The sequence below is a fragment of the Hyphomonas johnsonii MHS-2 genome (genome assembly GCF_000685275.1).
In the GTDB taxonomy this organism is placed as follows: domain Bacteria; phylum Pseudomonadota; class Alphaproteobacteria; order Caulobacterales; family Hyphomonadaceae; genus Hyphomonas; species Hyphomonas johnsonii.
Genome location: NZ_ARYK01000008.1, coordinates 32,152 through 55,043 on the forward strand (window position 1 = coordinate 32,152; position 22,892 = coordinate 55,043).

General features: G+C 63.6%; 27 protein-coding genes. 17 read left to right on the forward strand and 10 right to left on the reverse strand.

The features are described from left to right. Positions 1 to 34 precede the first annotated feature (34 nt). Positions 35 to 742, forward strand: a complete 708-nt coding sequence (locus HJO_RS14480; RefSeq protein ID WP_035618210.1) for a hypothetical protein — start codon at positions 35 to 37, stop codon at positions 740 to 742. A gap of 227 nt (positions 743 to 969) precedes the next feature. Here the strand turns inward: HJO_RS14480 and HJO_RS14485 are convergent, their stop codons facing one another. After that, positions 970 to 1,542, reverse strand: a complete 573-nt coding sequence (locus tag HJO_RS14485; RefSeq protein ID WP_035618213.1) for a LabA-like NYN domain-containing protein — start codon at positions 1,540 to 1,542, stop codon at positions 970 to 972. A 156-nt stretch (positions 1,543 to 1,698) separates the two neighbouring features. Between HJO_RS14485 and rpoZ the strand changes: the two genes are divergently transcribed. The 8 genes from rpoZ (at position 1,699) to recO (ending at position 8,591) form a co-directional block, all read left to right on the forward strand. After that, positions 1,699 to 2,049 (forward strand): DNA-directed RNA polymerase subunit omega, encoded by a 351-nt coding sequence (gene rpoZ, locus HJO_RS14490; protein ID WP_035618217.1) that lies wholly within the window; start codon positions 1,699 to 1,701, stop codon positions 2,047 to 2,049. Between the two features lie 8 nt (positions 2,050 to 2,057). Beyond that, the gene (locus HJO_RS14495; RefSeq protein ID WP_035618220.1) at positions 2,058 to 4,322 is read left to right on the forward strand and encodes a RelA/SpoT family protein; all 2,265 of its coding nucleotides are present in this window, start codon (positions 2,058 to 2,060) and stop codon (positions 4,320 to 4,322) included. Beyond that, positions 4,312 to 4,893 (forward strand): orotate phosphoribosyltransferase, encoded by a 582-nt coding sequence (pyrE, locus tag HJO_RS14500; protein WP_035618222.1) that lies wholly within the window; start codon positions 4,312 to 4,314, stop codon positions 4,891 to 4,893. The genes HJO_RS14495 and pyrE overlap by 11 nt, the downstream gene beginning before the upstream one ends. Continuing rightward, positions 4,893 to 5,636, forward strand: coding sequence for a pyridoxine 5'-phosphate synthase (locus tag HJO_RS14505; RefSeq protein ID WP_035618225.1), 744 nt, complete (start codon positions 4,893 to 4,895; stop codon positions 5,634 to 5,636). Before pyrE ends, HJO_RS14505 begins: the two co-directional genes overlap by 1 nt. After that, positions 5,633 to 6,043, forward strand: a complete 411-nt coding sequence (gene acpS, locus HJO_RS14510; RefSeq protein WP_035618228.1) for a holo-ACP synthase — start codon at positions 5,633 to 5,635, stop codon at positions 6,041 to 6,043. The genes HJO_RS14505 and acpS overlap by 4 nt, the downstream gene beginning before the upstream one ends. Beyond that, a complete protein-coding gene (rnc, locus tag HJO_RS14515) occupies positions 6,040 to 6,795 on the forward strand; it encodes a ribonuclease III (protein WP_084142051.1) in 756 nt (251 codons plus the stop codon). The genes acpS and rnc overlap by 4 nt, the downstream gene beginning before the upstream one ends. Further along, on the forward strand, positions 6,792 to 7,739 hold the full coding sequence (era, locus tag HJO_RS14520) for a GTPase Era (protein WP_035618231.1): 948 nt from the start codon (positions 6,792 to 6,794) through the stop codon (positions 7,737 to 7,739). The genes rnc and era overlap by 4 nt, the downstream gene beginning before the upstream one ends. A gap of 120 nt (positions 7,740 to 7,859) precedes the next feature. Beyond that, positions 7,860 to 8,591: a DNA repair protein RecO gene (recO, locus tag HJO_RS14525; RefSeq protein WP_035618233.1), complete on the forward strand. Its 732-nt coding sequence runs from the start codon at positions 7,860 to 7,862 to the stop codon at positions 8,589 to 8,591. Here recO and HJO_RS14530 read toward each other — a convergent pair. After that, a complete protein-coding gene (locus HJO_RS14530) occupies positions 8,588 to 9,199 on the reverse strand; it encodes a glutathione S-transferase family protein (protein ID WP_035618236.1) in 612 nt (203 codons plus the stop codon). The genes recO and HJO_RS14530 overlap by 4 nt on opposite strands. Positions 9,200 to 9,347: 148 nt before the next feature. Between HJO_RS14530 and HJO_RS14535 the strand changes: the two genes are divergently transcribed. Beyond that, the gene (locus tag HJO_RS14535) at positions 9,348 to 9,536 is read left to right on the forward strand and encodes a hypothetical protein (protein ID WP_035618237.1); all 189 of its coding nucleotides are present in this window, start codon (positions 9,348 to 9,350) and stop codon (positions 9,534 to 9,536) included. Here HJO_RS14535 and HJO_RS14540 read toward each other — a convergent pair whose 3' ends face one another. Beyond that, the gene (locus HJO_RS14540; RefSeq protein WP_051618650.1) at positions 9,537 to 10,220 is read right to left on the reverse strand and encodes an extensin-like domain-containing protein; all 684 of its coding nucleotides are present in this window, start codon (positions 10,218 to 10,220) and stop codon (positions 9,537 to 9,539) included. A 121-nt stretch (positions 10,221 to 10,341) separates the two neighbouring features. Between HJO_RS14540 and parC the strand changes: the two genes are divergently transcribed. The 3 genes from parC to HJO_RS14555 all read left to right on the forward strand — a co-directional run bounded on the left by parC (position 10,342) and on the right by HJO_RS14555 (position 13,631). Further along, on the forward strand, positions 10,342 to 12,576 hold the full coding sequence (parC, locus tag HJO_RS14545) for a DNA topoisomerase IV subunit A (protein WP_035618240.1): 2,235 nt from the start codon (positions 10,342 to 10,344) through the stop codon (positions 12,574 to 12,576). Then, a complete protein-coding gene (locus tag HJO_RS14550; RefSeq protein ID WP_035618243.1) occupies positions 12,569 to 12,970 on the forward strand; it encodes a VOC family protein in 402 nt (133 codons plus the stop codon). Before parC ends, HJO_RS14550 begins: the two co-directional genes overlap by 8 nt. Before the next feature lie 157 nt (positions 12,971 to 13,127). Beyond that, a complete protein-coding gene (locus HJO_RS14555) occupies positions 13,128 to 13,631 on the forward strand; it encodes an Hsp20/alpha crystallin family protein (RefSeq protein ID WP_035618246.1) in 504 nt (167 codons plus the stop codon). Between the two features lie 63 nt (positions 13,632 to 13,694). Here the strand turns inward: HJO_RS14555 and HJO_RS14560 are convergent, their stop codons facing one another. Continuing rightward, on the reverse strand, positions 13,695 to 14,444 hold the full coding sequence (locus HJO_RS14560; RefSeq protein ID WP_035618248.1) for an SIR2 family NAD-dependent protein deacylase: 750 nt from the start codon (positions 14,442 to 14,444) through the stop codon (positions 13,695 to 13,697). 56 nt (positions 14,445 to 14,500) lie between these two features. Further along, a complete protein-coding gene (locus tag HJO_RS14565; RefSeq protein WP_035618251.1) occupies positions 14,501 to 14,953 on the reverse strand; it encodes an SRPBCC family protein in 453 nt (150 codons plus the stop codon). Between the two features lie 46 nt (positions 14,954 to 14,999). Here HJO_RS14565 and HJO_RS14570 point away from each other — a divergent pair, with 46 nt between their 5' ends. The 4 genes from HJO_RS14570 to HJO_RS14585 all read left to right on the forward strand — a co-directional run bounded on the left by HJO_RS14570 (position 15,000) and on the right by HJO_RS14585 (position 17,591). Next, a complete protein-coding gene (locus HJO_RS14570) occupies positions 15,000 to 15,341 on the forward strand; it encodes an ArsR/SmtB family transcription factor (RefSeq protein WP_035618254.1) in 342 nt (113 codons plus the stop codon). Positions 15,342 to 15,527: 186 nt separating this feature from the next. Then, positions 15,528 to 16,502 (forward strand): YeiH family protein, encoded by a 975-nt coding sequence (locus tag HJO_RS14575; RefSeq protein WP_035618439.1) that lies wholly within the window; start codon positions 15,528 to 15,530, stop codon positions 16,500 to 16,502. Positions 16,503 to 16,644: 142 nt separating this feature from the next. After that, on the forward strand, positions 16,645 to 17,208 hold the full coding sequence (locus HJO_RS14580) for a LemA family protein (protein ID WP_035618257.1): 564 nt from the start codon (positions 16,645 to 16,647) through the stop codon (positions 17,206 to 17,208). A gap of 53 nt (positions 17,209 to 17,261) precedes the next feature. Then, positions 17,262 to 17,591 (forward strand): hypothetical protein, encoded by a 330-nt coding sequence (locus HJO_RS14585; RefSeq protein WP_035618260.1) that lies wholly within the window; start codon positions 17,262 to 17,264, stop codon positions 17,589 to 17,591. Here HJO_RS14585 and HJO_RS14590 read toward each other — a convergent pair. Genes HJO_RS14590 through HJO_RS14610 form a run of 5 tightly spaced genes read right to left on the reverse strand, consistent with a single transcriptional unit; the run spans position 17,588 to position 22,885 of the window. Beyond that, on the reverse strand, positions 17,588 to 18,718 hold the full coding sequence (locus HJO_RS14590) for a pyridoxal phosphate-dependent aminotransferase (RefSeq protein WP_156945716.1): 1,131 nt from the start codon (positions 18,716 to 18,718) through the stop codon (positions 17,588 to 17,590). The two genes, HJO_RS14585 and HJO_RS14590, sit on opposite strands and share 4 nt — an antisense overlap. Next, the gene (locus tag HJO_RS14595) at positions 18,715 to 20,298 is read right to left on the reverse strand and encodes a TRAP transporter large permease (RefSeq protein ID WP_035618266.1); all 1,584 of its coding nucleotides are present in this window, start codon (positions 20,296 to 20,298) and stop codon (positions 18,715 to 18,717) included. The genes HJO_RS14590 and HJO_RS14595 overlap by 4 nt, the downstream gene beginning before the upstream one ends. Further along, on the reverse strand, positions 20,288 to 20,959 hold the full coding sequence (locus HJO_RS14600) for a TRAP transporter small permease subunit (protein ID WP_035618269.1): 672 nt from the start codon (positions 20,957 to 20,959) through the stop codon (positions 20,288 to 20,290). The genes HJO_RS14595 and HJO_RS14600 overlap by 11 nt, the downstream gene beginning before the upstream one ends. A 15-nt stretch (positions 20,960 to 20,974) precedes the next feature. Continuing rightward, positions 20,975 to 22,084, reverse strand: coding sequence for a TRAP transporter substrate-binding protein (locus HJO_RS14605; RefSeq protein WP_035618273.1), 1,110 nt, complete (start codon positions 22,082 to 22,084; stop codon positions 20,975 to 20,977). A 42-nt stretch (positions 22,085 to 22,126) separates the two neighbouring features. Further along, a complete protein-coding gene (locus HJO_RS14610; protein WP_051618651.1) occupies positions 22,127 to 22,885 on the reverse strand; it encodes an arginyltransferase in 759 nt (252 codons plus the stop codon). Between the last annotated feature and the right edge of the window lie 7 nt (positions 22,886 to 22,892).

The following is a 22,892-nucleotide window of genomic DNA, read 5'->3' on the forward strand; positions in this document are numbered from 1 at the left end:
TAGGCGCCAGAAGTGGCTGACGGAGGATTGGGCCATGGAAAACATGAGTATTGGCGTTGTCGTGGCGATCGCACTGGTGGTCGCTGTCGCCCTTCTGTTCATTGTCAATGTCATCAGGACGCGCGCCGCGGCAAACGAACTGGAGCCGGCCCGGGGACACGGCGCGGGTGCGCCACCAGTCCAGGCGTCGGCCGTCACGCCCCAGGCGCATTCGCAATCCGCATTCGACGCCTATATCGCCGACCATACCCCCGACCAGCTGGACGACATTCCGGTCTACGCCCTGGCGCACATGGTGACCGCATCATTTTCGTCGCCGTCGCGAGTGAAATGGCTGGAGGCTGTGGTTGCGGCTGCGGTGCCACGCGGCGCGGATCCGGAACTGCTCCACACGGCCGATTATTTCTGGGACAAGCACGAAAAATGGCTGTTCAGCGACGCGCCGATTGCCGACTTCTGCACCGAGTATCTCATTGCGAAGAAGGATGAGTGGTCGTCATCCGTGCATGAGCGGATCGTGCTGACGGGCTTTGCCGCGCTGGCATCGCGCGACCGGAGCGGCACCGCGGACAAGGCAAGCCGCGCGCACACCGTGTTCACATTCACGAACGGGCTGACGTCAGTGTGTGACGCCTATTTCGGCGCGGATGCCCAGACTGTCTGCGCCCGCATCATGGCCGAAGCCGAGACGCTCGCTGCGCGTATCCGGGCTGACCTGGCCGCTGCCTCGCCGCCAGCATGAAGGTCCGGACCGGCAGGCGCCGTCCGGTTTGACTGTAAAAAAGTGCGCGGGAGGAAGCCTCCGGGCACGCATGGTCAGTCTGTGGTCTGGAAGGTTGGAAGGTGCGCACCTTCAGCTTCCGTCCCGCGCCAGTCTGCAGGTGCCGCACGCCAGGGAGCGCGCGCGGCGAAGCAGATTATACGGCAGGCAGCGCGGGGTTGGACAAGGCGGGGCCTGTCCCCCGGATATCAGTCCTCGTTATCGTCGGCGGGGTCGTCTTCGGAAAAGTCCCGGCGCGGGCGGGCAATGAGTTCACCGAGGTCTTCAAGGTCGATGAAATGGTCGGCTTCGCGGCGCAGGTCGTCCGAAATCATGGGCGGATTGGAGGCCACGGTGGAGACGACCGAGACGCGCACGCCCCGCGCCTTGACCGCTTCGACCGCGCGGCGGAAATCGCCATTGCCGCTGAACAGGACGATATGATCGACGTTGCGGGCCATTTCGAGCATGTCGATGGCCAGTTCCACGTCCATGTTGCCGCGCACGCGTTTGCGCCCCTCACGGTCGGTGAATTCGCGTGCCGGCTTCTTGATGACTGTGAATCCGTTATAGGCGAGCCAGTCGACCAGCGGGCGGATCGGGCTGTAATCGTCCGTTTCGACCAGCGCGGTGTAATAATTGGCTCTCAGCAGGCGGCCCTTGCCCTGGAATTCCTTCAGCAGCTTGCGAAAATCGATCTCGAGACCGACTGCCCGGGCGGCGGAATAGAGGTTTGCGCCATCGATGAACAGCGCCAGGCGCTCGTCCTTGTAAAAAGCCATTGGCTTTGATCCTTCAATACAATAGGCTGAAATCTAATAAAAATGCCGCGAATTCTTATATAACTGGCTTAATCAGGCTGCGTTTCAGGCGCAATAGCCGGGTTGCGCCGGCTTGCTGCACTGCATATAAGGGTCGGCTTCAAGGAGATTGCCCCCATGGCCCGAGTTACCGTCGAAGATTGCATCGAGAAGGTGCCGAACCGTTTCGAGCTCGTTCTGCTCGCTTCGCACCGCGCCCGCATGATCCGCGAAGGTGCACCCCTGACGATCGACCGTGACAACGACAAGGACCCTGTCGTCTCGCTCCGCGAGATTGCTGAAGAGTCCATTGACCTCAAAGTGGTCAAGGAAGCGATGATCTCGAACCTGCAGGAAGTGCGTCCGAGCGAGGAAAGCGAACGCGAAGCCGACCGCCTCGCCCTCCTGTCCAGCCCTGCTGCGACCGAAGACGATGTCATGCGCGCCTACCAGGCTGAAATCGAGTCCGGACGCGACGACCGGCTCTAGGAGGCTTCATGGACGGCAGCGCCCTTTCCGCTCAGGACAAAGGGGCTGGCGAAGAAGCTGGCAAAACGGTCTCGACCGAAAATCAGGCTGATCTCCAGCCTGTGCTTTCGCGCGAAGGGCTGATTGCGAAGGTCCGCGCCTACCACCCACGTGTGAAGTCCGAACTGCTCGGCGCGGCCTATGACTTCGCCAAGCTGCATCACGGGACGCAGACGCGTGATTCGGGCGATGCCTATTATTCCCATCCGGTCGAAGTCGCCAGCCTGCTGGCTGACGTACGCCTCGACGAGGTGACGATTGTCGCCGGCCTGCTGCATGACGTGGTCGAGGACACCGGCATCGACATCGGCGATATCGAAGTGCGCTTTGGCGCCGATGTGGCGGAACTGGTGGACGGAGTCACCAAGCTCGATGCGCTGAAATTCACGTCGCAGGAACTGGCCCAGGCCGAGAACTTCCAGAAATTCATCCTGGCGACGACCAGCGACCTGCGCGTGCTGCTGGTGAAGCTGGCCGACCGGCTGCACAACATGCGCACGTTGCACTTCCGCAAGAAGGCGTCGAGCCGCGAGCGTACCGCGCGCGAGACTATGGATATCTATGCGCCTCTCGCCCGGCGGGTGGGCCTCTATTCGCTGGCTGCCGAGATGGAAGACCTGGCCTTCGAGGAACTCAATCCCGAAGCGCGCCGGGCCATTCTCTACCGACAGGAAGAACTCGAGCGCGACAATGCCGACGACCTGGAGCGCATCCACAGCGATCTCGACCAGCTGATGGCGATTTCGGGGATCAAGGCGCGCATCAAGGGGCGCCGCAAGCAGCCCTATTCCCTCTGGCGCAAGCTGGAGCGAAAATCGATCTCGTTCCGCGACGTGGCCGACCTGTTCGCATTCCGGATCATCGTGGACGAAGTGGAAGACTGCTACCGGGTGCTGGGCGAGGTGCACACATTGTGGGCCTGCATCCCCGACCGGTTCCGCGACTATATCTCGGTGCCGAAGCCGAACGGCTATGCCTCGCTGCACACGACTGTGCGGGCATCCGGCAACCGCCGGGTCGAATTGCAGATCCGGACCCGGGCAATGGACCGGACCGCCGAGTTCGGCGTGGCGGCCCACTGGGGCTACAAGAACAAGTCCTACGGGTTTGACGTGGAATCGGCCCGTGCGGCCGGCCTCGACCCGGCGGCGAACCTCGAAGCCTTTGCCGAACTCATCCAGGACGGCGCCGATGCCAGCGAGTTCATGGAACACGCAAAGCTGGAAATGTACCGCGAGCACGTGTTCGCGTTCAGCCCGAAGGGCAAGCTGATCATCCTGCCGGCCGGCGCCATGCCGCTAGACTTTGCCTATGCGGTCCACTCTGCCGTGGGCGATACAACGATTGGCGCACGGATCAATGGCGAGGTGAAGTCGCTGCGGCGTCCGCTGAAGAATGGCGACGTGGTGGAAATCCTGCGCGGCAAGCAGGCGGCACCGGTCGTCGGCTGGGAAGCCATGACGATCACCGGCCGGGCGCGTTCGGCGATCCGCCGGCTGGTGCGCGAGCGCGACCAGCTGGATTTTGTGCGACTGGGGGAAGGCCTGATCAACCAGGCGCTGCGCCGGGCCGGCATCGACCCTGTCGACGTGAAGATGAACCATACCGCGAAGCTGGCCGGTTTCGCGAACCGCCAGGAAATGGCCGAAGCCGTCGGGCGCGGCCGGGTATCGTCGGCAGATGTCATGGAAGCGGCGTTCCCGGGGTATCGCAACGAGCGGTCGGATGATGACAACAAGCTGAAGCTGGACAGCCGGCACGCGCCGATGCTGGTCTCGGGTGAAGACCTGACGCCGGGCGTGACGCTGCATCTTGGCCAGTGCTGCTGCCCGCTGCCGGGCGACCGGATCATTGGTGTGCAGGAGCGGGACAAGGGCGTTGTCGTGCACATTGCCAGCTGCCCGAGGCTGGCAGAATATGATGACCGGCCGGAGTTGTGGGTCGATCTCAGGTGGACCGAACTCGCCAAGACCGGCGCCGTGGCCGTGGGGCGGATTCGCATCAATGCCGCCAACGAAAAGGGTGTGCTGGCCAAGCTCTGTTCCGCCGTGGCCCAGGCCAATGGCAACATCATCAAGATATCGACCGAAGAACGCCGGACAGATTTTATCGAACTGATCATGGAGATCGAGGTTGAAGACCTGAAGCGCCTGACGCAGATACTTGCGGCGCTGCGATCCCTGGCCGTTGTGGACCGGGCAGTGCGCGATCAGGAGGATGAGTATGAACAGTGAAGACGTACTCGCGGTGTTCCGCGAGGCAGGGGCCCTGCTTGAGGGGCATTTCATCCTGTCGTCCGGCCGCCGCAGCCCGGTCTTCCTGCAGAAGGCGCTCGTTTTCTCGCAACCGGACCTGTCGGAAAAGCTCTGCAAGGCGCTGGCGGTCAAGCTGACCGAGGCATTCGGCAGGATCGATGTCGTGGCCGGCCCGGCTGTGGGGGGCATCATTCCGGGATACGAACTGGCACGGCACCTGAACGCGCGGGCGATCTTTGCCGAGCGTGTCGATGGCAAGCTGGAATTTCGCCGCGGGTTTTCGATCGCCGAAGGCGAGAAGGTGCTGATTGCCGAGGATATCGTCACGACGGGCCTGTCGTTCCGCGAGACGGTCGAGGCGCTCGGGCGCCTGCCGGGCGACGTGGTCGGCGGTGCCTGCATCATCGACCGGTCGAACGGCAAGGCGGATGTCGGGTGTGAACTCGTCTCGCTCGCGGCCGTGGATTTTCCTGACTATGACGCCGATGACCTGCCGCCGGAACTGGCCGCGATGGCGGCCGTGAAGCCGGGCTCGAGAGGGCTTGCCTGATGGCGGGCCGCATACGCCTCGGCGTGAATATCGACCATGTGGCGACGATAAGGAATGCGCGGGGCGGTGCGCACCCGGACCCGATGCGGGCGGCGCTGATGGCGACGGAAGCCGGCGCCGACGGCATCACGCTGCACCTGCGCGAGGACCGGCGCCACATCCGTGACGGCGACCTGTCGGAGATCCGCACGGCGACAGCGCTGCCGATCAACATGGAAATGGCCGCGACCGAGGAAATGCTGGATATCGCGCTGAAGTTCAAACCGGAAACGGCGATGTTCGTGCCGGAGCAACGCGCTGAGCTGACCACCGAGGGCGGCCTCGACGCCGCCCGCGCGCATAACCATCTCGCGCATTATGTTCGCCAACTGAACAAGAATGGCAGCCGCGTCTCGTTCTTCATCGAACCGGACATGGTGCAACTGCACGCTGCGCAGGCGCTGGGCGTGCAAATCACCGAATTCCACACGGGCCGCTACGTCGAACTGGTGCAGGCGGGCGAAATGAAGCTTGCGGAACTGGAGCTGGACCGGATCAGGGACTGCGCCGAAGAAGCGGTCCGTATCGGGATAGAACCCCAGGCGGGCCACGGCCTGGCGTTCGACACGGTCAAGCCCATTGCCGCGATCCCGCAGATCACCGAACTGAATATCGGCCACTTCCTGATCGGTGAAGCGATCTTCATCGGCCTGCCGGCAGCGATCACGGAAATGCGCCGCCTGATGGACGAGGCGCGGGCATGATCATCGGGATCGGCAACGACCTCTGCAATATCGAGCGGATCGAGAAGACCCTTGAGCGCTTTGGCGAAAGGTTCGAGAAGCGCGTTTTCACCGAGACCGAGATTGCGCTGGCCTACAGCCGCAAGCGGACCGCCGAGACGTTCGCCAAGCGCTTCGCTGCCAAGGAAGCCTGCGCCAAGGCGCTGGGCACGGGCGTGCCCCGGCGCGGCGTGCACTGGACCCATATGGGCGTGGTCAACCTGCCGACAGGCAAGCCGACAGTGGCGCTGACAGGCGGCGCAGCGGCGCGCCTTGCCGCGTTGACACCGGACGGCCATGAGGCCGTGATTCACCTGACAATCACCGACGACCATCCGTGGGCGGAAGCCCAGGTCATCATCGAAGCCGTGCCGGTGACGGCGCGATGAAGCCCGCCCGTCCCAAACGCACGCGCCTGCGGGCTGCTGCCAAGGCCAGCACGCCAGGACTGGCCGAAGCGGCGATCAAGGACATCCAGGAGCGTATCGGGTATCGCTTCAAGGACGCAGGCCTGCTGATCCGTTCGCTGACCCATCCGAGCGCGGTGGCCGCGGCGGATTCGATCCGCCTGTCGAACCAGCGGCTCGAATTCCTCGGTGACCGGGTGCTCAACCTGCTGATCGCCGAACGCCTGATCGAGCGGCGCAAGACCGAGAGCGAAGGCGACCTTGCGCCGCGCCTCAACCAGTTCGTCAAGAAAAGCGCCTGCGCAGAGGCCGTGCGCCATCTCGGCCTGCAGGAATTCATCATCCTGTCGGATGGAGAAATCGCGTCGGGTGGCCGCGAACGCGAATCCACGCTGGGTGACGTCTGCGAGGCGGTGATCGGCGCGATCTACCTTGATGGCGGGCTGTCGGCGGCACGGAAATTTGTCGAAGCCGGCTGGGCGCCGCAATTCTCTTCGGCGCCGGCCGAAACCCGCGATCCGAAGACGTTGTTGCAGGAATGGGCACAGGGACATGGGCTGGACTTGCCGAAATACACTGTCACAAGCAGGTCAGGCCCTGACCATGCACCGGTTTACGAGGTAATGGTGCAAGTCGAGTCACAGGGCGAAGCCGTTGGCGCCGGCACGTCGAAACGGGATGCCGAGCGCCATGCAGCCGCACTGCTGCTGAATTCAATGATGGATACTGAATGACTGAAACCGAGATTACCCGCGCCGGCTTTGCCGCGATCATAGGCGCGCCGAACGCCGGCAAGTCGACGCTGACCAACCGCCTGGTTGGCGCCAAGGTGGCGATCGTCACGCACAAGGTGCAGACGACGCGCTTCCCGGTGCGCGGCGTGGCGCAGGTGGGCGACGCGCAGATCGTTCTGGTCGACACGCCCGGCATCTTCGTGGCGAAGCGCCGGCTCGACCGGGCCATGGTGAAAGCTGCCTGGAGCGGCGCGGCCGACGCCGACGCCATCGTGCACCTGGTCGACAGTTCAGCCTGGGTCGCCGACAAGGCCGGCACCGCCACCGGCGCGCAGAAGATGTCGATCGCCGATGATCGCCGCGTGATCGACCAGCTTAAGCTGACCGAGAAACGCGCCTTCCTGGCCCTCAACAAGATCGACCTGTTCCCGCATGACCAGGTGCTGCCAGTGATGGCGGAACTGGATGCGACAGGCGTCTACGACCAGATTTTCATGATCTCTGCCGAGAATGGCGACGGCGTCGACCGACTGGCGGCGGCGCTGGTCGAGCGCATGCCTGCGGGCACGGCGCTGTATCCGCCGGACCAGACAGCCGACCTGCCGATGCGCCTGCTCGCCGCCGAAGTGACGCGCGAGAAACTGCTGCTGCGCATGCACCAGGAACTGCCCTACCAGCTGATGGTGGAAACCGAGAGTTGGGAAGAGAAGAAGGACGGATCGGTGCGCGTTCAGCAGGTGATTGTTGTCGGGCGGGACGGGCACAAGGCCATGGTGCTGGGCAAGAATGGCGCCTCGATCAAGGAGATCGGCCGCCTTGCCCGCAAGGAACTGACCGAGATGCTCGACCGGCCGGTGCACCTGTTCCTGTTCGTGAAAGTGGACGAGAAATGGCAGGAGCGGCGCGACAGCTATTCGGGCATCGGCCTGGAGTTTGATGTCTAGGGCGGGATACTCGGTCTTCCGCGCTCGTCCTTCGACTTCGCTCAGGATGAGCGCTAGGGTGAAGGGACAGGCTCATCCTGAGCGAAGTCGAAGGATTGAGCCGGGCTTCGGGGCTTCATCATGAACTGGTCTGATGACGGCCTGATCCTCGGCGGCCGCCGGTTTGGTGAAGGCGGCCTGATACTTGATGTCCTGACGAAGACCCGGGGCCGGCGGTCCGGCCTGGTCTATGGCGGCGCGTCGCGGGCGCGGCGCGGCCAGTATGAAGCAGGCAATACGGTTTCCCTGTCATGGACCGGTCGGCTAGAGGAACAGCTCGGCCGGTTCGATGTGGCCGAAGCCAGCCGCGAGCGGGCAGCGCGCGTGCTCGACGATGCCGGGGCGCTTGCCGCGATCTCCGCCGTCACGACGCTGCTGCGCGGCGCACTCGACGAGGGCGATGCGGCGGGATCTGCGCTTTACGATGCGACGACGCTGCTGCTCGACCAGCTGGAAATGCAGAACATCTGGCCGGCACTTTATGTGCGCTGGGAGCTTGGCCTCCTGTCGGCGCTCGGGTTCGGGCTCGATCTTGACGTGTGTGCCCTCAGCGGCGCGAATGATGGCCTCAGCCATGTCTCGCCGAAGACCGGCCGGGCGGTGCGCGGCTCTGAAGCGGAGGCGTATGTCAGCCGCCTGCTGCGCCTTCCGGGCTTCCTTGTGTCATCCGACGCGCCGGTCGGCCCGGAAGATATCGCAGACGGCCTGACGCTGACCGGGCACTTCCTCGAGGCGCGCGTGTTCAACGGCATGAACCGCGCCGTGCCGCCGCAGCGGGCACAGCTGGTTGCCAGGATGCTGAAGCGGCTCTAGGCGCTGGCACTCGGCCGGGCGCCGACGCGCTCGAACCAGGCCGTGAGGTTCCGGAAGGCCGGGTTCAGCGGCTGGCCAACCTCGTTACCGAACACCAGGAAGCAATACAGCATGATGTCCGCGAAGGTGAATGTGTCGCCGGCAACGTAGTCACGGCTGGCCATCTGGCTGTCGAGGAAGGCGAGCTTGTCCTGTGCACAGGCTTTCAGGCCGGGGGCTGCCTCGGGCAGGCAGCGCATGCGGTCCTTGAACATGGGCAGGCCTTCGGAAAAGCGGAACCCGTTGGCCAGCGGCTCCACCACGTTGAGGTCCACCCAGCGTGTCCAGCGCCGCGTCTGGGCGCGTTCCTCGGGCGTCGATCCGAACAGGGTGTCGCCGGGATGGGTTTCGTCGAGATATTCGCAGATCGGCCAGATTTCCGTGAGGATGGTGCCGTCATCCATTTCCAGCGCCGGCGACTGGCCGGCAGGATTGACGGCAAGGAAGCCTTCCTGACGGTTCTCGCCGCCCATCAGGTCGAGTTCCTGGATCGGCAGCGTGATGCCCCGTTCGGCGAGGTACATGCGCACGACATGCGGGTTCGGGCCGATCGATGTGTAGAGTTTCATGGCGTGGGTTCCCTGTGTTCAGCCCGGACTTTTGCCTGCCGGGTGGGCCGGGCGCAAGCTCTCACACATTCACCGGGCGTTCAGGAATTGGCATGCAAGCATGCGTGCGGGGTAGATGGGCGTTCTTTAAACGAAGAAGGCTGAACACATGAAATTCTCTTTGATCGCGGCGGCATTGCTGTCGGTGTCCCTGACCGGCTGCATTTCCGTCAGCGACGTTTCCGATTCCGATGCCGTGAGCCGCAATACTGACCTGGCGATGCGGGTCTGCGGGGGCGCTGACCGCGTGAAGGAAGTCACCGACGACAGCTATACCTGCATGGACAGCCACAAATAGTCATTTACAGGCGCGGCCCGTGCCCATGTCCATATGGAAATGGTCGGCATGGGCCGCGTTGTAATCCGGTCCGAGCGTGACCGAGAAGACATCACAGGCGCCGCCGTGGACGCGCTTCAGGAATTTCGCTTCCGGTCCACCCTTCTTCCAGTGCGTTTTCACATCGACCAGGCGGCCGTCCTCAAGGCGGAAGCCTGATATGTCGACAGCATTGGCGTGGGCGTGTTCCGACAGGCGCCCGCTGCCGGCAATGTTGCGGCAGGAAAAGCTGCCATAGGTTTCGATCCGCGCGATGGGCGAACCGAGGATTTCCACAGCCGCCGGACGGGCGACATGGCGCTCCCAGGTGTAGAGGGCGGCGGTCTCGGCGCAGGTCATCGACAGGGTGGCAGAGTAGGGGGTGAGGGTGCGATCCAGGGTCAGCGCGCTGCGCAGGCCGCACTTTTCGCCCTTCGGGGCATCCTCCAGCGGCGTGTAGAGGACGTTCGCCTCGTCGAGCGCCCGGAAGCAGACTTCGCGGTGGTCGCGGGCACGTTCGAGCTTTGCGCGGGTGCCGAGGCCCAGCCGGTCGGTCAGGTCGATCGGGGCGAAGGGATTGTGCCGTGGCGGCGCGAACCAGAGGAACAGGCCGACAACCAGCAAGGGGACGCCAATCAGGAGGATCCAGGCCCGAAACTCAGTCATGTTCTTGCGTTTTACCCGTTCATTAACCAAACCGCGCTTTCTGTTAACCTAGGCGGTGACTGAGTCGAAACTGACATAGTCCCTGCACCAGAATGTGGCACGAAATGCGGAAGAGGCCAGAATGACCGACCTGCTAGACGGTGGTCCTGAAGACCGGATCATTAATGAACCCATGAGCGAAGCGCTGTCGAAGCGCTATCTTGCCTATGCGCTGTCGACGATTACGTCGCGGGCGCTGCCGGATGTGCGCGACGGCCTGAAGCCTGTCCAGCGGCGCATCCTGTACGGGATGCGGGAACTGAAACTCGATCCCGAAGGCGGTTTCCGCAAGTGCGCCAAGATCGTCGGCGACGTCATGGGTAACTACCACCCGCACGGTGACAGTTCGATCTATGACACGCTGGTGCGCCTGGCGCAGGACTTCAACGTCCGCTACCCGCTGGTCGACGGCCAGGGCAATTTCGGCAATATCGACGGCGATAGCGCGGCAGCCTATCGTTATACCGAAGCGCGGATGACGCATGCGGCCGAACTGCTGCTGGACGGCCTGAGCGAGAATGCTGTCGATTTCCGCGCCAACTATGCCGAGAATGACGAAGAGCCGGTTGTCCTGCCGGCTGGATTCCCGAACCTGCTGTGCAATGGCGCGACCGGCATCGCAGTCGGCATGGCGACGAGCATTCCGCCCCACAATGCGGCCGAGGTAATTGATGCGGCGCGCTTCCTGATCGAGACGCCAAAGGCGACGACCGAACAATTGATGGGCTTCGTGAAGGGGCCTGATTTCCCGACCGGCGGCGTGATCGTGGAATCGCAGGAAACGATGCTGGATGCCTACGAGACGGGCCGGGGCAGTTTCCGCATGCGCGCGAAATGGGAAGTGGAAGATACCGGCCGCGGCACCTACCAGATCGTCGTCACCGAGATTCCCTACCAGGTGCAGAAGTCGCGCCTGCTGGAAAAGCTGGGCGAACTGATCGAGGCGAAGAAGCTGCCACTGCTGGATGACGTGCACGATGAGAGCGCCGAGGATGTGCGCCTCGTTCTGGTGCCGCGCGCCAAGACCGTGGAACCGCACGTGCTGATGGAAAGCCTGTTCAAGTCGTGCGACCTGGAAACCCGTTTCAGCATGAACATGAACGTGCTGCACAAGGGTGCACCGCAGGTGATGGGCCTGAAGGACGTGCTGAAGGCCTATCTGGAGCATCGCCGCGAAGTGGTGGTGCGCCGGGCCGAGTTCCGCCTCGACAAGATCGAGAAGCGGCTGCACCTGCTCGACGGCTACCTAATCGCCTATCTCAATATCGACGAGGTGATCCGGATCATCCGCGAGGAAGACGATCCGAAACTGGTGATGATTGCCCGGTTCGGGATTACCGAGACCCAGGCCGAAGCCATCCTCAACCTTCGCCTGCGTGCCTTGCGCAAGCTGGAAGAGATGGAGATTCGCGGCGAGCACGCCAAACTGGTGGTGGAGCGCGACGATCTGACCAAGCTGATCGGGTCGACCGCGCGCCAGTGGACGAAAGTGTCGAAGGAACTGAAAGCCGCGCGCGATGTGCTGACGGCCGATCCGGCACTGGGCGACCGCCGCGCGCAGTTCGAGGATGCACCGGATGTCGACCTTGCGGCAGCGCTGGAAGCCTCCAGGCCAAAGGAACCGCTGACGGTCGTCCTGTCGGCGCAGGGCTGGATACGGGGCATGAAGGGCCACGGGCTGGACCCGGATTCGACCAAGTTCAAGGATGGCGACGAGCTGTACCTGAGCGAAGAAGTGATGAGCACCGACAAGATCATCCTGATGGCGTCGGACGGGCGCGCGTTCACGCTGATGGCCGACAAGTTGCCGGGCGGACGTGGTCACGGCGAGCCGATCCGCCTGTCGATCGAACTGGAGGACAGCGTCGATATCGTCGCCATGTTCAGGCTGGAAGAAGGCCGCAAGCGGGTGATGGCGTCGACCGTGGGCTATGGTTTCGTCGTCGACGAGAAAGAGCTGGAATCGAACCGCAAGGCGGGCAAGCAGGCGGTCAATACCGGCCAGGGCACGCTGAATGTGTGCATGCCGGTCCAGGGCGACATGCTGGCCGTGGTCGGCTCGAACCGGAAGATGCTGATCTTCCCGCTGGACGAACTGCCCGAAATGGCGCGCGGCAAGGGCAACAAGTTGCAGGCCTATCGCGGCAAGGACACGCTGGCCGACCTGATGACCTTCGACAAGCGCGACGGCCTGATCGTGATGGCCGGCGGGCGCCACCGCGCCTTCCCGGAATGGGAAGAGTGGATCGGCAAGCGCGCGCAGGCTGGCAAGACCGTTCCGAAAGGCTTCCCGCGCTCGGGCACGTTCAATGGCTGAGGCTGTCCGCGGCCAACGCATTTCAGCCCTGTCACTGCTGGTTCCGGACTATGAGTCCGGCATCGGCTTCTATGTCGGCAAGCTGGGCTTTGACCTGCTCGAAGACACGGACATGGGCGGCGGCAAGCGCTGGGTGCGCGTGCGGCCCAGGGGCGGCGGTGTGGACCTGCTGCTGGCACGCGCGGCGACGGGTGAGCAGCGTGCAGCCATTGGCAACCAGGCAGGCGGGCGCGTGTTCCTGTTCCTTGAGACGGATGATTTCGACCGCGACCATGCGGCCTATGTCAACGCGGGTGTGACCTTTCTCGAAGCGCCGCGCAGCGAGCCCTATGGCAAGGTCGTCGTGATGCAGGACCCGTTCGGGACCAAGTGGGACCTGATCCAGCCGGCCTAGCGCCGTGCGACACTGCGCTGTGGTCCGATCGGCCGCGCATTTTCACAGCGGGATACGGGGTCTCACTTATTGAATTCGCGCCGCGGCGAACGCAACTTTCACCCAGCGACACGTCTGTTCCGGATATGCGCGTCGCATGTTGAGAAAGGAGATTGATATGTCATTTCGAGATTTGATTCCCTTTGGCAACCGGTCGAACCTGCCGGTGCTTTCGCCTGCGAACGATCCCTTCGAGACTCTCCATCGCGAGATTGATCGTCTTTTCCAGGATGTTTGGCAGGGCAAGCCGTTCGGCACCGCCAATGGCTCGGCGAATGGCGCCATTCGGATGCCTGAAATCGAAGTGTCCGAGACCGACAAGGCCTATGCGATCGAGGCCGACTTGCCCGGCATGAGCGAAGATGATGTCGAGGTGAGCGTGGTTGATGGCGTCCTGACAATCGCGGGCGAACGCAGGCACGAAGAGGAACGGAAGGAAAAGGGCGTCCAGTATTCGGAACGCTCCTACGGCATGTTCAAGCGGTCACTGCAATTGCCGGCCGATGTGAACGAAGACGACATCAAGGCATCGTTCAAGAACGGTGTGATTCATGTCGAGCTGCCGAAATCGCCGGAGAAGATCGAGAAAGTCCGCCGCGTCGCGATCAAGAAAGCCAGCTAGGCCTGGGTCAGGCTTTTGAGCCATGATTGAAGGGCTGCCGGCGGGCAGCCCTTCGTTTTCGGGTCAGTTGGACAGCCGCCCCAACACATCGCTCATCAGCGGCCCGATCTCTGTATTCAGCACCAGGTCTGCATACGGGTCCTGATCGGTCGGCTCTCGGTTGACGATGGCGAGTCGTGCGCCATTGCGTTTGGCTTCGAGCGGAATTCCCGCAGCGGGAAAGACCACAAGCGATGACCCCAGGACGAGGCAGAGGTCGCACAGCAGGGCCTCTTCGGCGGCGAGGGCCATCTTGTATTCCGGCATGGGCTGGCCGAACGAGATGGTCGCGGTCTTGATCAGGCCGGTGCAGAACAGGCAGGTGAGGTCTTCGCCCGCTTCCCAGCGCGGCTTCAGCGCGTCGATCTCGTAGCGCTTGCCGCAGGTCAGGCACCGGGCATAGGTCGCGTTGCCGTGCAGCTCGATCACCAACTCGTCCGGCACGCCGGAATCCTGGTGCAGGTTGTCGACATTCTGCGTGATGACGCTGGTGGCCTTTCCGGCCGCAACCAGCTTTGCCACAGCAAAGTGGCCTTCATTCGGGGTGGCGCCGACCCAGCCAGCCGAACGGTTGAACACGCGGGCCCAGGATTCGCGGCGCGCGTCGCGGGAACTGACGAAATCCTCGAAATAGATCGGCGTCATCTTGCTCCATACACCGCCGGGGCTCCGGAAATCGGGGATGCCGCTTTCGGTGGAAATGCCTGCGCCGGTGAAGACGATCACGCGCATTGCCGTGTCGATCATGCGCGCGAGGGTGGCAGCGTCTGACATGCACGCGATGCTACACATTTTCGTCCGGCGTTCTACCGGGGCGGGCAAATTTTATACTACTTGTACATGCCGTCGCGCAAATTCAGGCCATGCTCGATCCAGGCTTTCATTGCGCAGAGCATCTGCGACCAGCCCATGCAGTTGCCGTAGGAATTCTTCAGGCCCTGATCTGTCATCGGCCAGCCTTCCTCAGCGATGGTGACGATGGTGCGGTTGTCGTCGGTCGGTTCGAACCGCATGGTGACCATGGTCTCCACCTGTCCGTTACGGTCGTTGTCCTCGCCCCATTTCAGGATGATGCGCTTGTCCTTTTCCACCTCGACGACATGGACCGGGAAGGCGCCGGGGTAATCGTGGAAATCCCAAGTCACGGTCGCGCCGGTTTCGAGACGGCCCTTCGCGCCGCCGGTGGTGAAATAGCCCGACAGCTTTTCCGGGTTCACGACGGCTTCGAACACCTCGGACACGGGGCGGCTGATTCGCGCGCTGACTTCGAATTTCAGGTCCATCTCGCGTCTCCTTGCCTTTCCGGTATCAATGTTATAAATATACAACATGTCAAGTGATGATCAAACCGACCGCGTATTCAAGGCCCTGGCCGCTCCGATCCGGCGGGACCTGATGGATGCCCTGAGGGACAATCCGCAGACCACCGGCGAGCTTTGTGCGCGCTTCGACGCCCTCAACCGGTGCACGGTGATGCAACACCTGCGCGTGTTGGAAGAGGCCGGACTGGTGATCGCGCGCCGTCGGGGGCGCCAACGCTGGAATTATCTCAATGCCCTGCCGATCAAGCAGATCCATGACCGCTGGATCGGTGCCTATGCTGCACAGGCGGTCGACCTGCTGGAGCGCATGAAAACGGACATCGAACGCGAAGCATGCGACGTGGATTGAAGCAGGATTTGCCAAGTTAGGTTCAATCGGCGGTATGGATTGAACCGAATTGAAAGTTTCATTGGATAGTTTGTTCTCTGGGCTGTACCTCGGTCCGACGCAATCGGAACTTGGGTCATGACGCCAGTAAATTTCGACAGACCAGGGCCCGCGGCAGGCCTCAATCCACCTGCGCCCGGCGGCATCCTGCCCGGTGTGGTGTTGATATTCCTGATCGCGCTGGCGGCGCTGGGGCTGCATCAGCTGCCCTATGTGAACATGTTGAGCCCGCTGATCCTGGCGATCCTGGTCGGCATGGTGTTCCACAATCTCGTCGGCACGCCCGCCTGGGCGAAGGCGGGCGTGACGTTCGGCCTGAAGCGGGTGCTGAGGGCAGGGATTGTCCTGCTCGGCCTGCAACTGACCATGTCACAGGTTATCGCCGTGGGGGGCATTGGCGTGCTGGTGATTGCCGTCAGCCTGGTTGCGACATTCCTGTTCACGGTCTGGCTGGGCCGTGTGCTGAAGGTGGACGCCAAGCTGACCGAACTGATCGCCGCCGGGACCTCGATCTGTGGCGCCTCCGCGATCATTGCGACCAATACGGTGACGCGGGGACGTGACGAGGATGTCGCCTATGCGGTGGCGTGCGTGACGCTGTTCGGGTCGATATCCATGCTGGTCTACCCGGTACTGAACGGCCTGCTGCATCTTGATCCGCATGCCTTCGGCCTGTGGACCGGGGCCTCGATCCACGAGGTCGCCCAGGTCGTGGCGGCAGCCTACCAGCAGGGCAGTGAATCCGGTGAGTATGGCACGATTGCCAAGCTGACGCGGGTGATGATGCTGGCGCCGACCGTGCTGGTGCTTGGTGCATTCGCCGCGCGGCGCATGAAGGCACCCAAGGGCGGGCCGAGGGTCGCGGCGCCCGTGCCGTGGTTCGTGTTCGGATTCATGGCAATGGTGTGCGTGGCCAGCCTTGGTGTCCTGCCACCTGGCGTGCTCGCACCGGCCAGTACGGGCACGCAATTCCTGCTTGCCATGGCGCTGGCCGCGATGGGGCTGGAAACCGATTTTCGCAAGCTGGCGGCGCAGGGCCTGCGGCCGGCCTTGGTGGGGGCGGGCGGCTGGATCTTCATTTCCTGTGTCAGCCTGGTGCTGGTGCGCCTGACGACGGGCTGACGGAAACAGGACGCCTGGCCCGAGGGAACGGGCATTTCAGGTAATTTCCACCGTAAAAGTATCGGCCTGAACGACGGCCCAGTCTTGCGCCGCGCGCAATGGGCCGTTACCCCTAATACATTGTTTTGTGGAGGGACGGCTCATGAGCCCCATACTGGTAATTCTGGCGCTTGTCGTCGCACTCGTCGGCTTTGTCATCCTGATCTACAACGGTCTGGTCATGAAGCGCCAGCGGGTCAACCAGGCGTTTGCCGACGTCGACGTGCAGCTGAAACAGCGCCAGAACCTGATCCCGAATCTGGTCGAAACCGTGAAGGGCTATGCCAAGCACGAGCAGGAGACGTTCCAGCAGGTGATCGCGGCGCGCAATGCCGCGCAATCAGCGTCCACACCGGCCGAAATGTCAGCCGCCGAGGGCATGCTGACTGGCGCGCTGGGCAAGCTGTTTGCGCTCGCCGAGGCCTATCCGGACCTCAAGGCCAACCAGAACTTCATCCAGTTGCAGAACGAGCTGTCGACCATCGAAGACAAGCTGGCCGCAGCGCGGCGCTTCTACAATTCGGCCGTGCAGGACTACAACACCTCGCGCGAACAATTCCCCGGATCGGTTATTGCGGGCATGTTCAACTTCGAGAGCCGCGACTTCTTCGATGTCGGCGTCGAAGGCCGCGAGGCGCTCTCGACGCCGCCGAAGGTGGAGTTCTAGGCGCGCGCCTTTTGCGCTAGACTGGCCTCCTGCGATCAGTGGGAGGACGCACAATGAGACTACCGATATGGGCCACCGCGCTGGCGCTGGGCGCGTGCGCCAGTTCCGGCAACAGCTGGAGCGCGTCGTCATGGGACGGCCTGGTGCCACAGACGATCGGAACTGGCGGGTATGACTTTCTCGCCGCCCCGATGACAGGGCAGGGCTTCAAGCTGAAATTCACGCTGAAGACCGGCGGTGATTTCGGTGTGGCCAGCGCCGGGCCGCCGCCTGATGCCGATCTTGAAGCCGCGGCAATCGCTGCGGCGCCGGAGGGATGCACCTTCGTGTCGCTGGAGCGCACGCCGGATGGCGGGGCCGAAGCGACGTATGACTGCGCCTAGGCCCGCGCCTTGAACCAGGGGGCGATACGGGCCAGCGCATCCTCGACTTCCGGCGTCGACACGGCGAACGAGAAGCGCATGTGGGTGTGGCCGTTGACGGGATCGAAGTCGACGCCGGGCGCTGTCGCAACGCCTGTGTCCTTCAGCAACTGCATGCAGAATTCGAGGCTGTCATCGGTGAAGCGCGAGATGTCGGCATAGATGTAGAACGCGCCGTCCGGCGGGGCGATGCGTTCGAGGCCGAGCGCCGGCAGGGCGGCGAGCATCAGTTCGCGGTTGCGGCGGTAGGTCTCGACATGGCCTTCCAACTCGTCGCGGCAGTCCATGGCGACGAGGCCGGCATGCTGCGACAGGGATGGCGCGGTGAGGAACATGTTGCCGATATAGGCGGCGACGCGCTCGGCCATGTCGTCGGGCGAGACGATCCAGCCGAGCCGCCAGCCGGCCATCGAAAAATATTTCGAGAAGCTGTTGATGACGAAGGCGTCGGCCGTGTGTTCCAGCACCGAGGCACAGCGCGGGCCCCAGGAGAGACCGTGATAGATCTCGTCGGAAATGATGCGGATGTTCCGTTCGGCGCAGACGGCGACAATCGCGGCCAGTTCGGCTTCCGGCAGGATGGTGCCGGTCGGGTTGGCGGGGCTGGCGATGATCAGGCCGGCAGGGGCGGGGTCGAGCGCAGCGACCTGCGCGGCGGTGAGCTGGTAGCGGGTTTCCTCGCCGCACTCGATTTCGAGCGGCACCAGGTTCAGAGTCTTCAGCGTACCGCGATAGGCGACGTAGCCGGGCCGGGCGAGGGCGACATGGTCTCCCGGGGAAAAGGCGCACGACAAGGCAAGGACGAGGGCGGGCGAGGCGCCGCAGGTGATCGCGAGGCGGCCGGGCGTGACGTCAACGCCATAGGTGTCGGCATAGTGCCGGCAGATGCGGGCCTTGAGTTCCGGGCTTTCCCAATACCCCATGGATTCGGAATCCAGCACGGCGTGGGCCGTTGCGATGGCGCGTTTCGGTGCGCCGGTGGATGGCTGGCCGAATTCCATGTGGATGATCGACCGTCCGGCGGCCTGCAATTCATAGGCGAGCCGGCTGACGGCGATGGCCTGGAAGGGGGAAACGTCCTGGGTCAATTGGCGGCGAGCCCCGGCAGCCATGTGGCAAGGGCGGGAATGGTGGCGACCAGCAGGATCATTGCGAGCTGAAGGCCGATGAAGGGTACGGCGCCGCGCCAGATGTCCAGCGTCTCGACTTCAGCCGGGGCAGCGCCACGCAGGTAGAAGAGGGCAAAGCCGAACGGTGGTGTCAGGAAGCTGGTCTGCAGGTTGAGAGCCATCAGGATGGCGAGCCAGACCGGGTCGAAACCGAGCATGATCAGGGGCGGCGCAACCAGCGGGACAACCACGAAAACGATCTCGATGAAGTCGAGGAAGAAGCCGAGCATGAACATGACCAGCATGGTCATGGCGAGGGCGCCCCACTTGCCGCCGGGCGTCTGGTGGAGGATCGCGGCCACCATCTCGTCACCGCCATAGCCCCTGAACACGAGACTGAAGAGCGAGGCGCCGATCAGGATCAGGAACACCATGCTGGTAATGTGGGTGGCACTGGTCAGGGCCGGCAGCAGCTGGCGCATCCGGCGCAGCACGAGCAGGCCGGCAGCGAGGCCGGCGAAGAAGACGAGGCTGGCCAGGACGGTGAGCAGGATGCCCACGGAATTGGACAGGCTGATCGCCTCGACCCCGGCGCGCAGGTCCATCGAATTGCGCAGGAGCAGGATGGCCGGGATGCTGACGAGGCCCGCCATCAGGAGCGGTGACAGGCGGCTCCTGGCGTCTTCCGACAGGCGCAGCCCGGCCAGCAACACGGCGCCCGCCGCGCCAATGGCGGCCGCTTCCGTGGGCGGCGCGACACCGCCGAGGATGGCACCCAGCACGGCGAAGATCAGCAGCAGCGGTGCGCCGAGGCCGAAGGCGACCTGCCTGACGGTCAGCGGCGGGGTGTCGTCAGTCAGCGTGATGCGCGGGCAGGTGGCCGGCCGGAACATTGCCATTACGGCGATGTAGGCGAGGTAGAGGACAACCAGCAGCAGGCCCGGGATCAGGGCGCCCGCGAACAGGTCTCCGACCGAGACAACGCCGGAGCCGGCGCCGAGCTTCAGGCTGGCCTGGCTGGCCGCATTGGAGACGGCATCCGCCAGCAGGATGAGCACGATGGAGGGCGGGATGATCTGTCCCAGCGTGCCGGAGGCGGCGATCGTGCCGGCGGCGAGTTTCGGGTCATAGCCCTGGCGCAGCATGGTCGGCAGGGCGATCAGCGTCATGGTGATGACCGTGGCGCCGACGATGCCTGTCGAGGCGGCGAGCAGCGCACCGACGAGGACGACGGCATAGCCGAGGCCGCCGCGCACGCGGGCCAGGAGGCGGCTGGCAATGTGCAGCAGGTCTTCAGCGACGCGGGAGCGTTCGAGGATGACGCCCATCAGCACGAAGAGGGGGACGGCAATCAGGGTCTGGCTCTGCATGATCGAGCCGCCCTGGATGCGGCTGGGAAAGGCGATCAGGAAGGAGGACGAAAAGGTGCCCGTCGCAATGCCGATGAGCGCAAACAGCAGGGCGACGCCGCCGAGCGTGAGCGCCACGGAATAGCCGGCCAGCAGGGCCATGATGGCGCAGGCAAACATGGCGATAGCGAGGATGATCTCAAATTCCATCTTCATCTCCCGCTTCGCCTTCGATGGGCGTCTCGCCGGGGGGGAGCGCGCCGGTCAGGCGCAGCGCCGCCTTGAGGGCGACGGACAGGCCGGCGCCGAGCATGAGCACCGCGAACACGGGCACCAGCGTCTTGAACAGGAAGAGGATCGGCAGGCCGTCGGATTCGCGCGAGCCTTCGAGCAGGCCCCAGGACCGGGTGAGCCCCTGTTCGCCGGTGGTGATCAGGCGCAGGCAGATCGGGAAGAGGAACAGGTAAGTGCCGACCAGTTCGATCCAGTTGCGACCCGTCTCGCCGAAGCGGGGTCGCAGGATGTCGACGCGGACATGGGCGTCATCGCGCAGGGCGGCGGCAGAGCCCAGCATGAACATGCCGGCAAAGGCGTACATGACGATCTCGTTCAACCAGGTAAACGATAGCCCGAAGGCATAGCGCAGGATCACGACGACGAGCTGGCTGACGACGAGGATCAGCGCGCTTGCCATCGCGGCGTTGAGCGCGCCGCCGGTGAACGCATCCAGCGCACGGATCATGCGTTTGGCGAAACCGTCGACCAGGCCGGGAATGGTCAGGGCGATGAGCGGCACAAGGAAGAAGGGCAGGCAGAGCAGGCCGAGAATCTTCAGCCAGGCGCCGATCATGAGGAAAATCGCCGGATCCATGCGTTGCCCCCCGGCCTATTTGCCGAGTTCGCGGGCAGTGTAATAGGCGCCGTCGGAAACGGTTGCCCAACCGCGCATGAGTTTCAGGCTTTTCTCGAAGCTCTCGTAGATGCGCTTCTCGATACCGTCCTTGCCGCTGGCGGCGCGAACGTCAGCGGCCGCTTCGGCCATGCGCGCAACCACTTCCGGCGGGAAGGAGCGCAGCCTGGTTCCATGCTCGCGCACGAGCAGGTCGAGATAGACGGAGTTCTGATAGGTGAATTCGCCCAGCGATGTGTGGTTGGTCGATTCGCAGGCGGCCTTGATGATCGCCTGCTCTCCGGGGGTGAGGCTTTCCCAGACCTTGAGGTTCATGCCGACGGCGAGGCTGGCGCCGGGTTCGTGGAAACCGGGCCCGTAATAGTAAGGCGCCTCGCGGTGGAAGCCGAGCGAGTAGTCGTTCCAGGGGCCGACCCATTCGGTGGCATCTATGGAACCGGTCTGGAGGGCCTGGTAGATCTCGCCGCCCGACAGGGAGATGGCCGAACCGCCGAGTGCGCGCAGCACGTCGCCGCCTTGCCCCGGAATGCGCATCTTGAGGCCGACAAGATCGTCGAGACTGTTGATTTCCTTGCGGAACCAGCCGCCCATCTGGTGGCCCGTATTGGCGCCCTGAATGGCTTTGACGCCAAACTGGCCGGACAGTTCGTCCCAGAGTTCCTGCCCGCCGCCGAAATCGATCCAGCCCATGATCTCCTGTGCGGTCATGCCGAACGGCACGGCAGTGAAGAAGGGAAAGGCCGAGGACTTGGCAGACCAGTAGTATTCGGCGCCGTGATACATGTCGGCCGATCCGTTGGCGACGGCATCGAAGCTTTCAAAGGCGGGCACCAGTTCGCCGGCGGCGAAGACCTTGATCTCCATCAGCCCGTCGGACATCGCCAGGACACGTTCCGAGACGCGTTCGGCGGCCCGACCGAGGCCTGGCAGGCCCTTGGGCCAGGTGGTGACCATGTTGAACTTGCGGCGGCTGCGATTGATCTTCGCCGGGGCGAGGACCTGTGCGGCTTCAGGATTGGCGAAAGCGGCAGCAGCGCCCACCGTACCAAGGAGGCCAGCGCCAACGATGTTGCGTCGGTTGATCATGACAAATCCTCCCAGCGGCCCCCGCCCTGTACTCCGACAGGGTTATTCGTCGTCTCTTAGCGTCCGCCAGTCGTCGCCGTCCAGCACTTCGAGAGGTTTGTAGCGGCGTTTGTAGTCCATCTTCGGGCTGCCCTTGACCCAGTAGCCGAGATAGACGTGGGGCAGGCCGAGGTCCTGCGCGTGACGAATATGGTCGAGGATCATGTAATGGCCGAGGCCGCGGCGGTCCTGTTCCGGGTCGAAGAAGGTGTAGACCATCGAAAACCCGTCGCGCAGGACGTCCGTGATCGACACGGCGACGAGCGGGGCATCGTCTGCATCGCTGTCGCGGTATTCGAAGATCAGGCTCTGGACCGGGCTGCCGCCGACCATGGTGACATAGTCACGGTAGGTCATGTCCGACATGCCGCCCTTGTCGTGGCGGGTTTTCACATAGTCACGGAGCAGGCGGAACTGTTCGCGTGTGGCGACGGCCTGGACCGGGGTGCGGATCAGTGTCGCGTTGCGGGCGATGGTGCGGCGATCATTGCGCGACTGGACGAATTCGCGCGTCGGCACGCGCACGCTGCGGCAGGCATTGCAGCGCGGGCAGGCCGGCCGGTAGGCGATGGTCTGGCTGCGCCGGAAACCGGCCTGGCTGAGCGAATTGTGGATCGCATCGGCGTCGCCGACCGCGAGGTTGGTGAACGCCTTGCGTTCGCGTTTTCCGGGAAGGTAGGGACAAGGACTCGGGTTCGTTACGTAGAACCGTAACGACCGTTCGAGCCCCGCGGGCAGAATATTGGCTTCCGTGAACTTCATGGTTCCC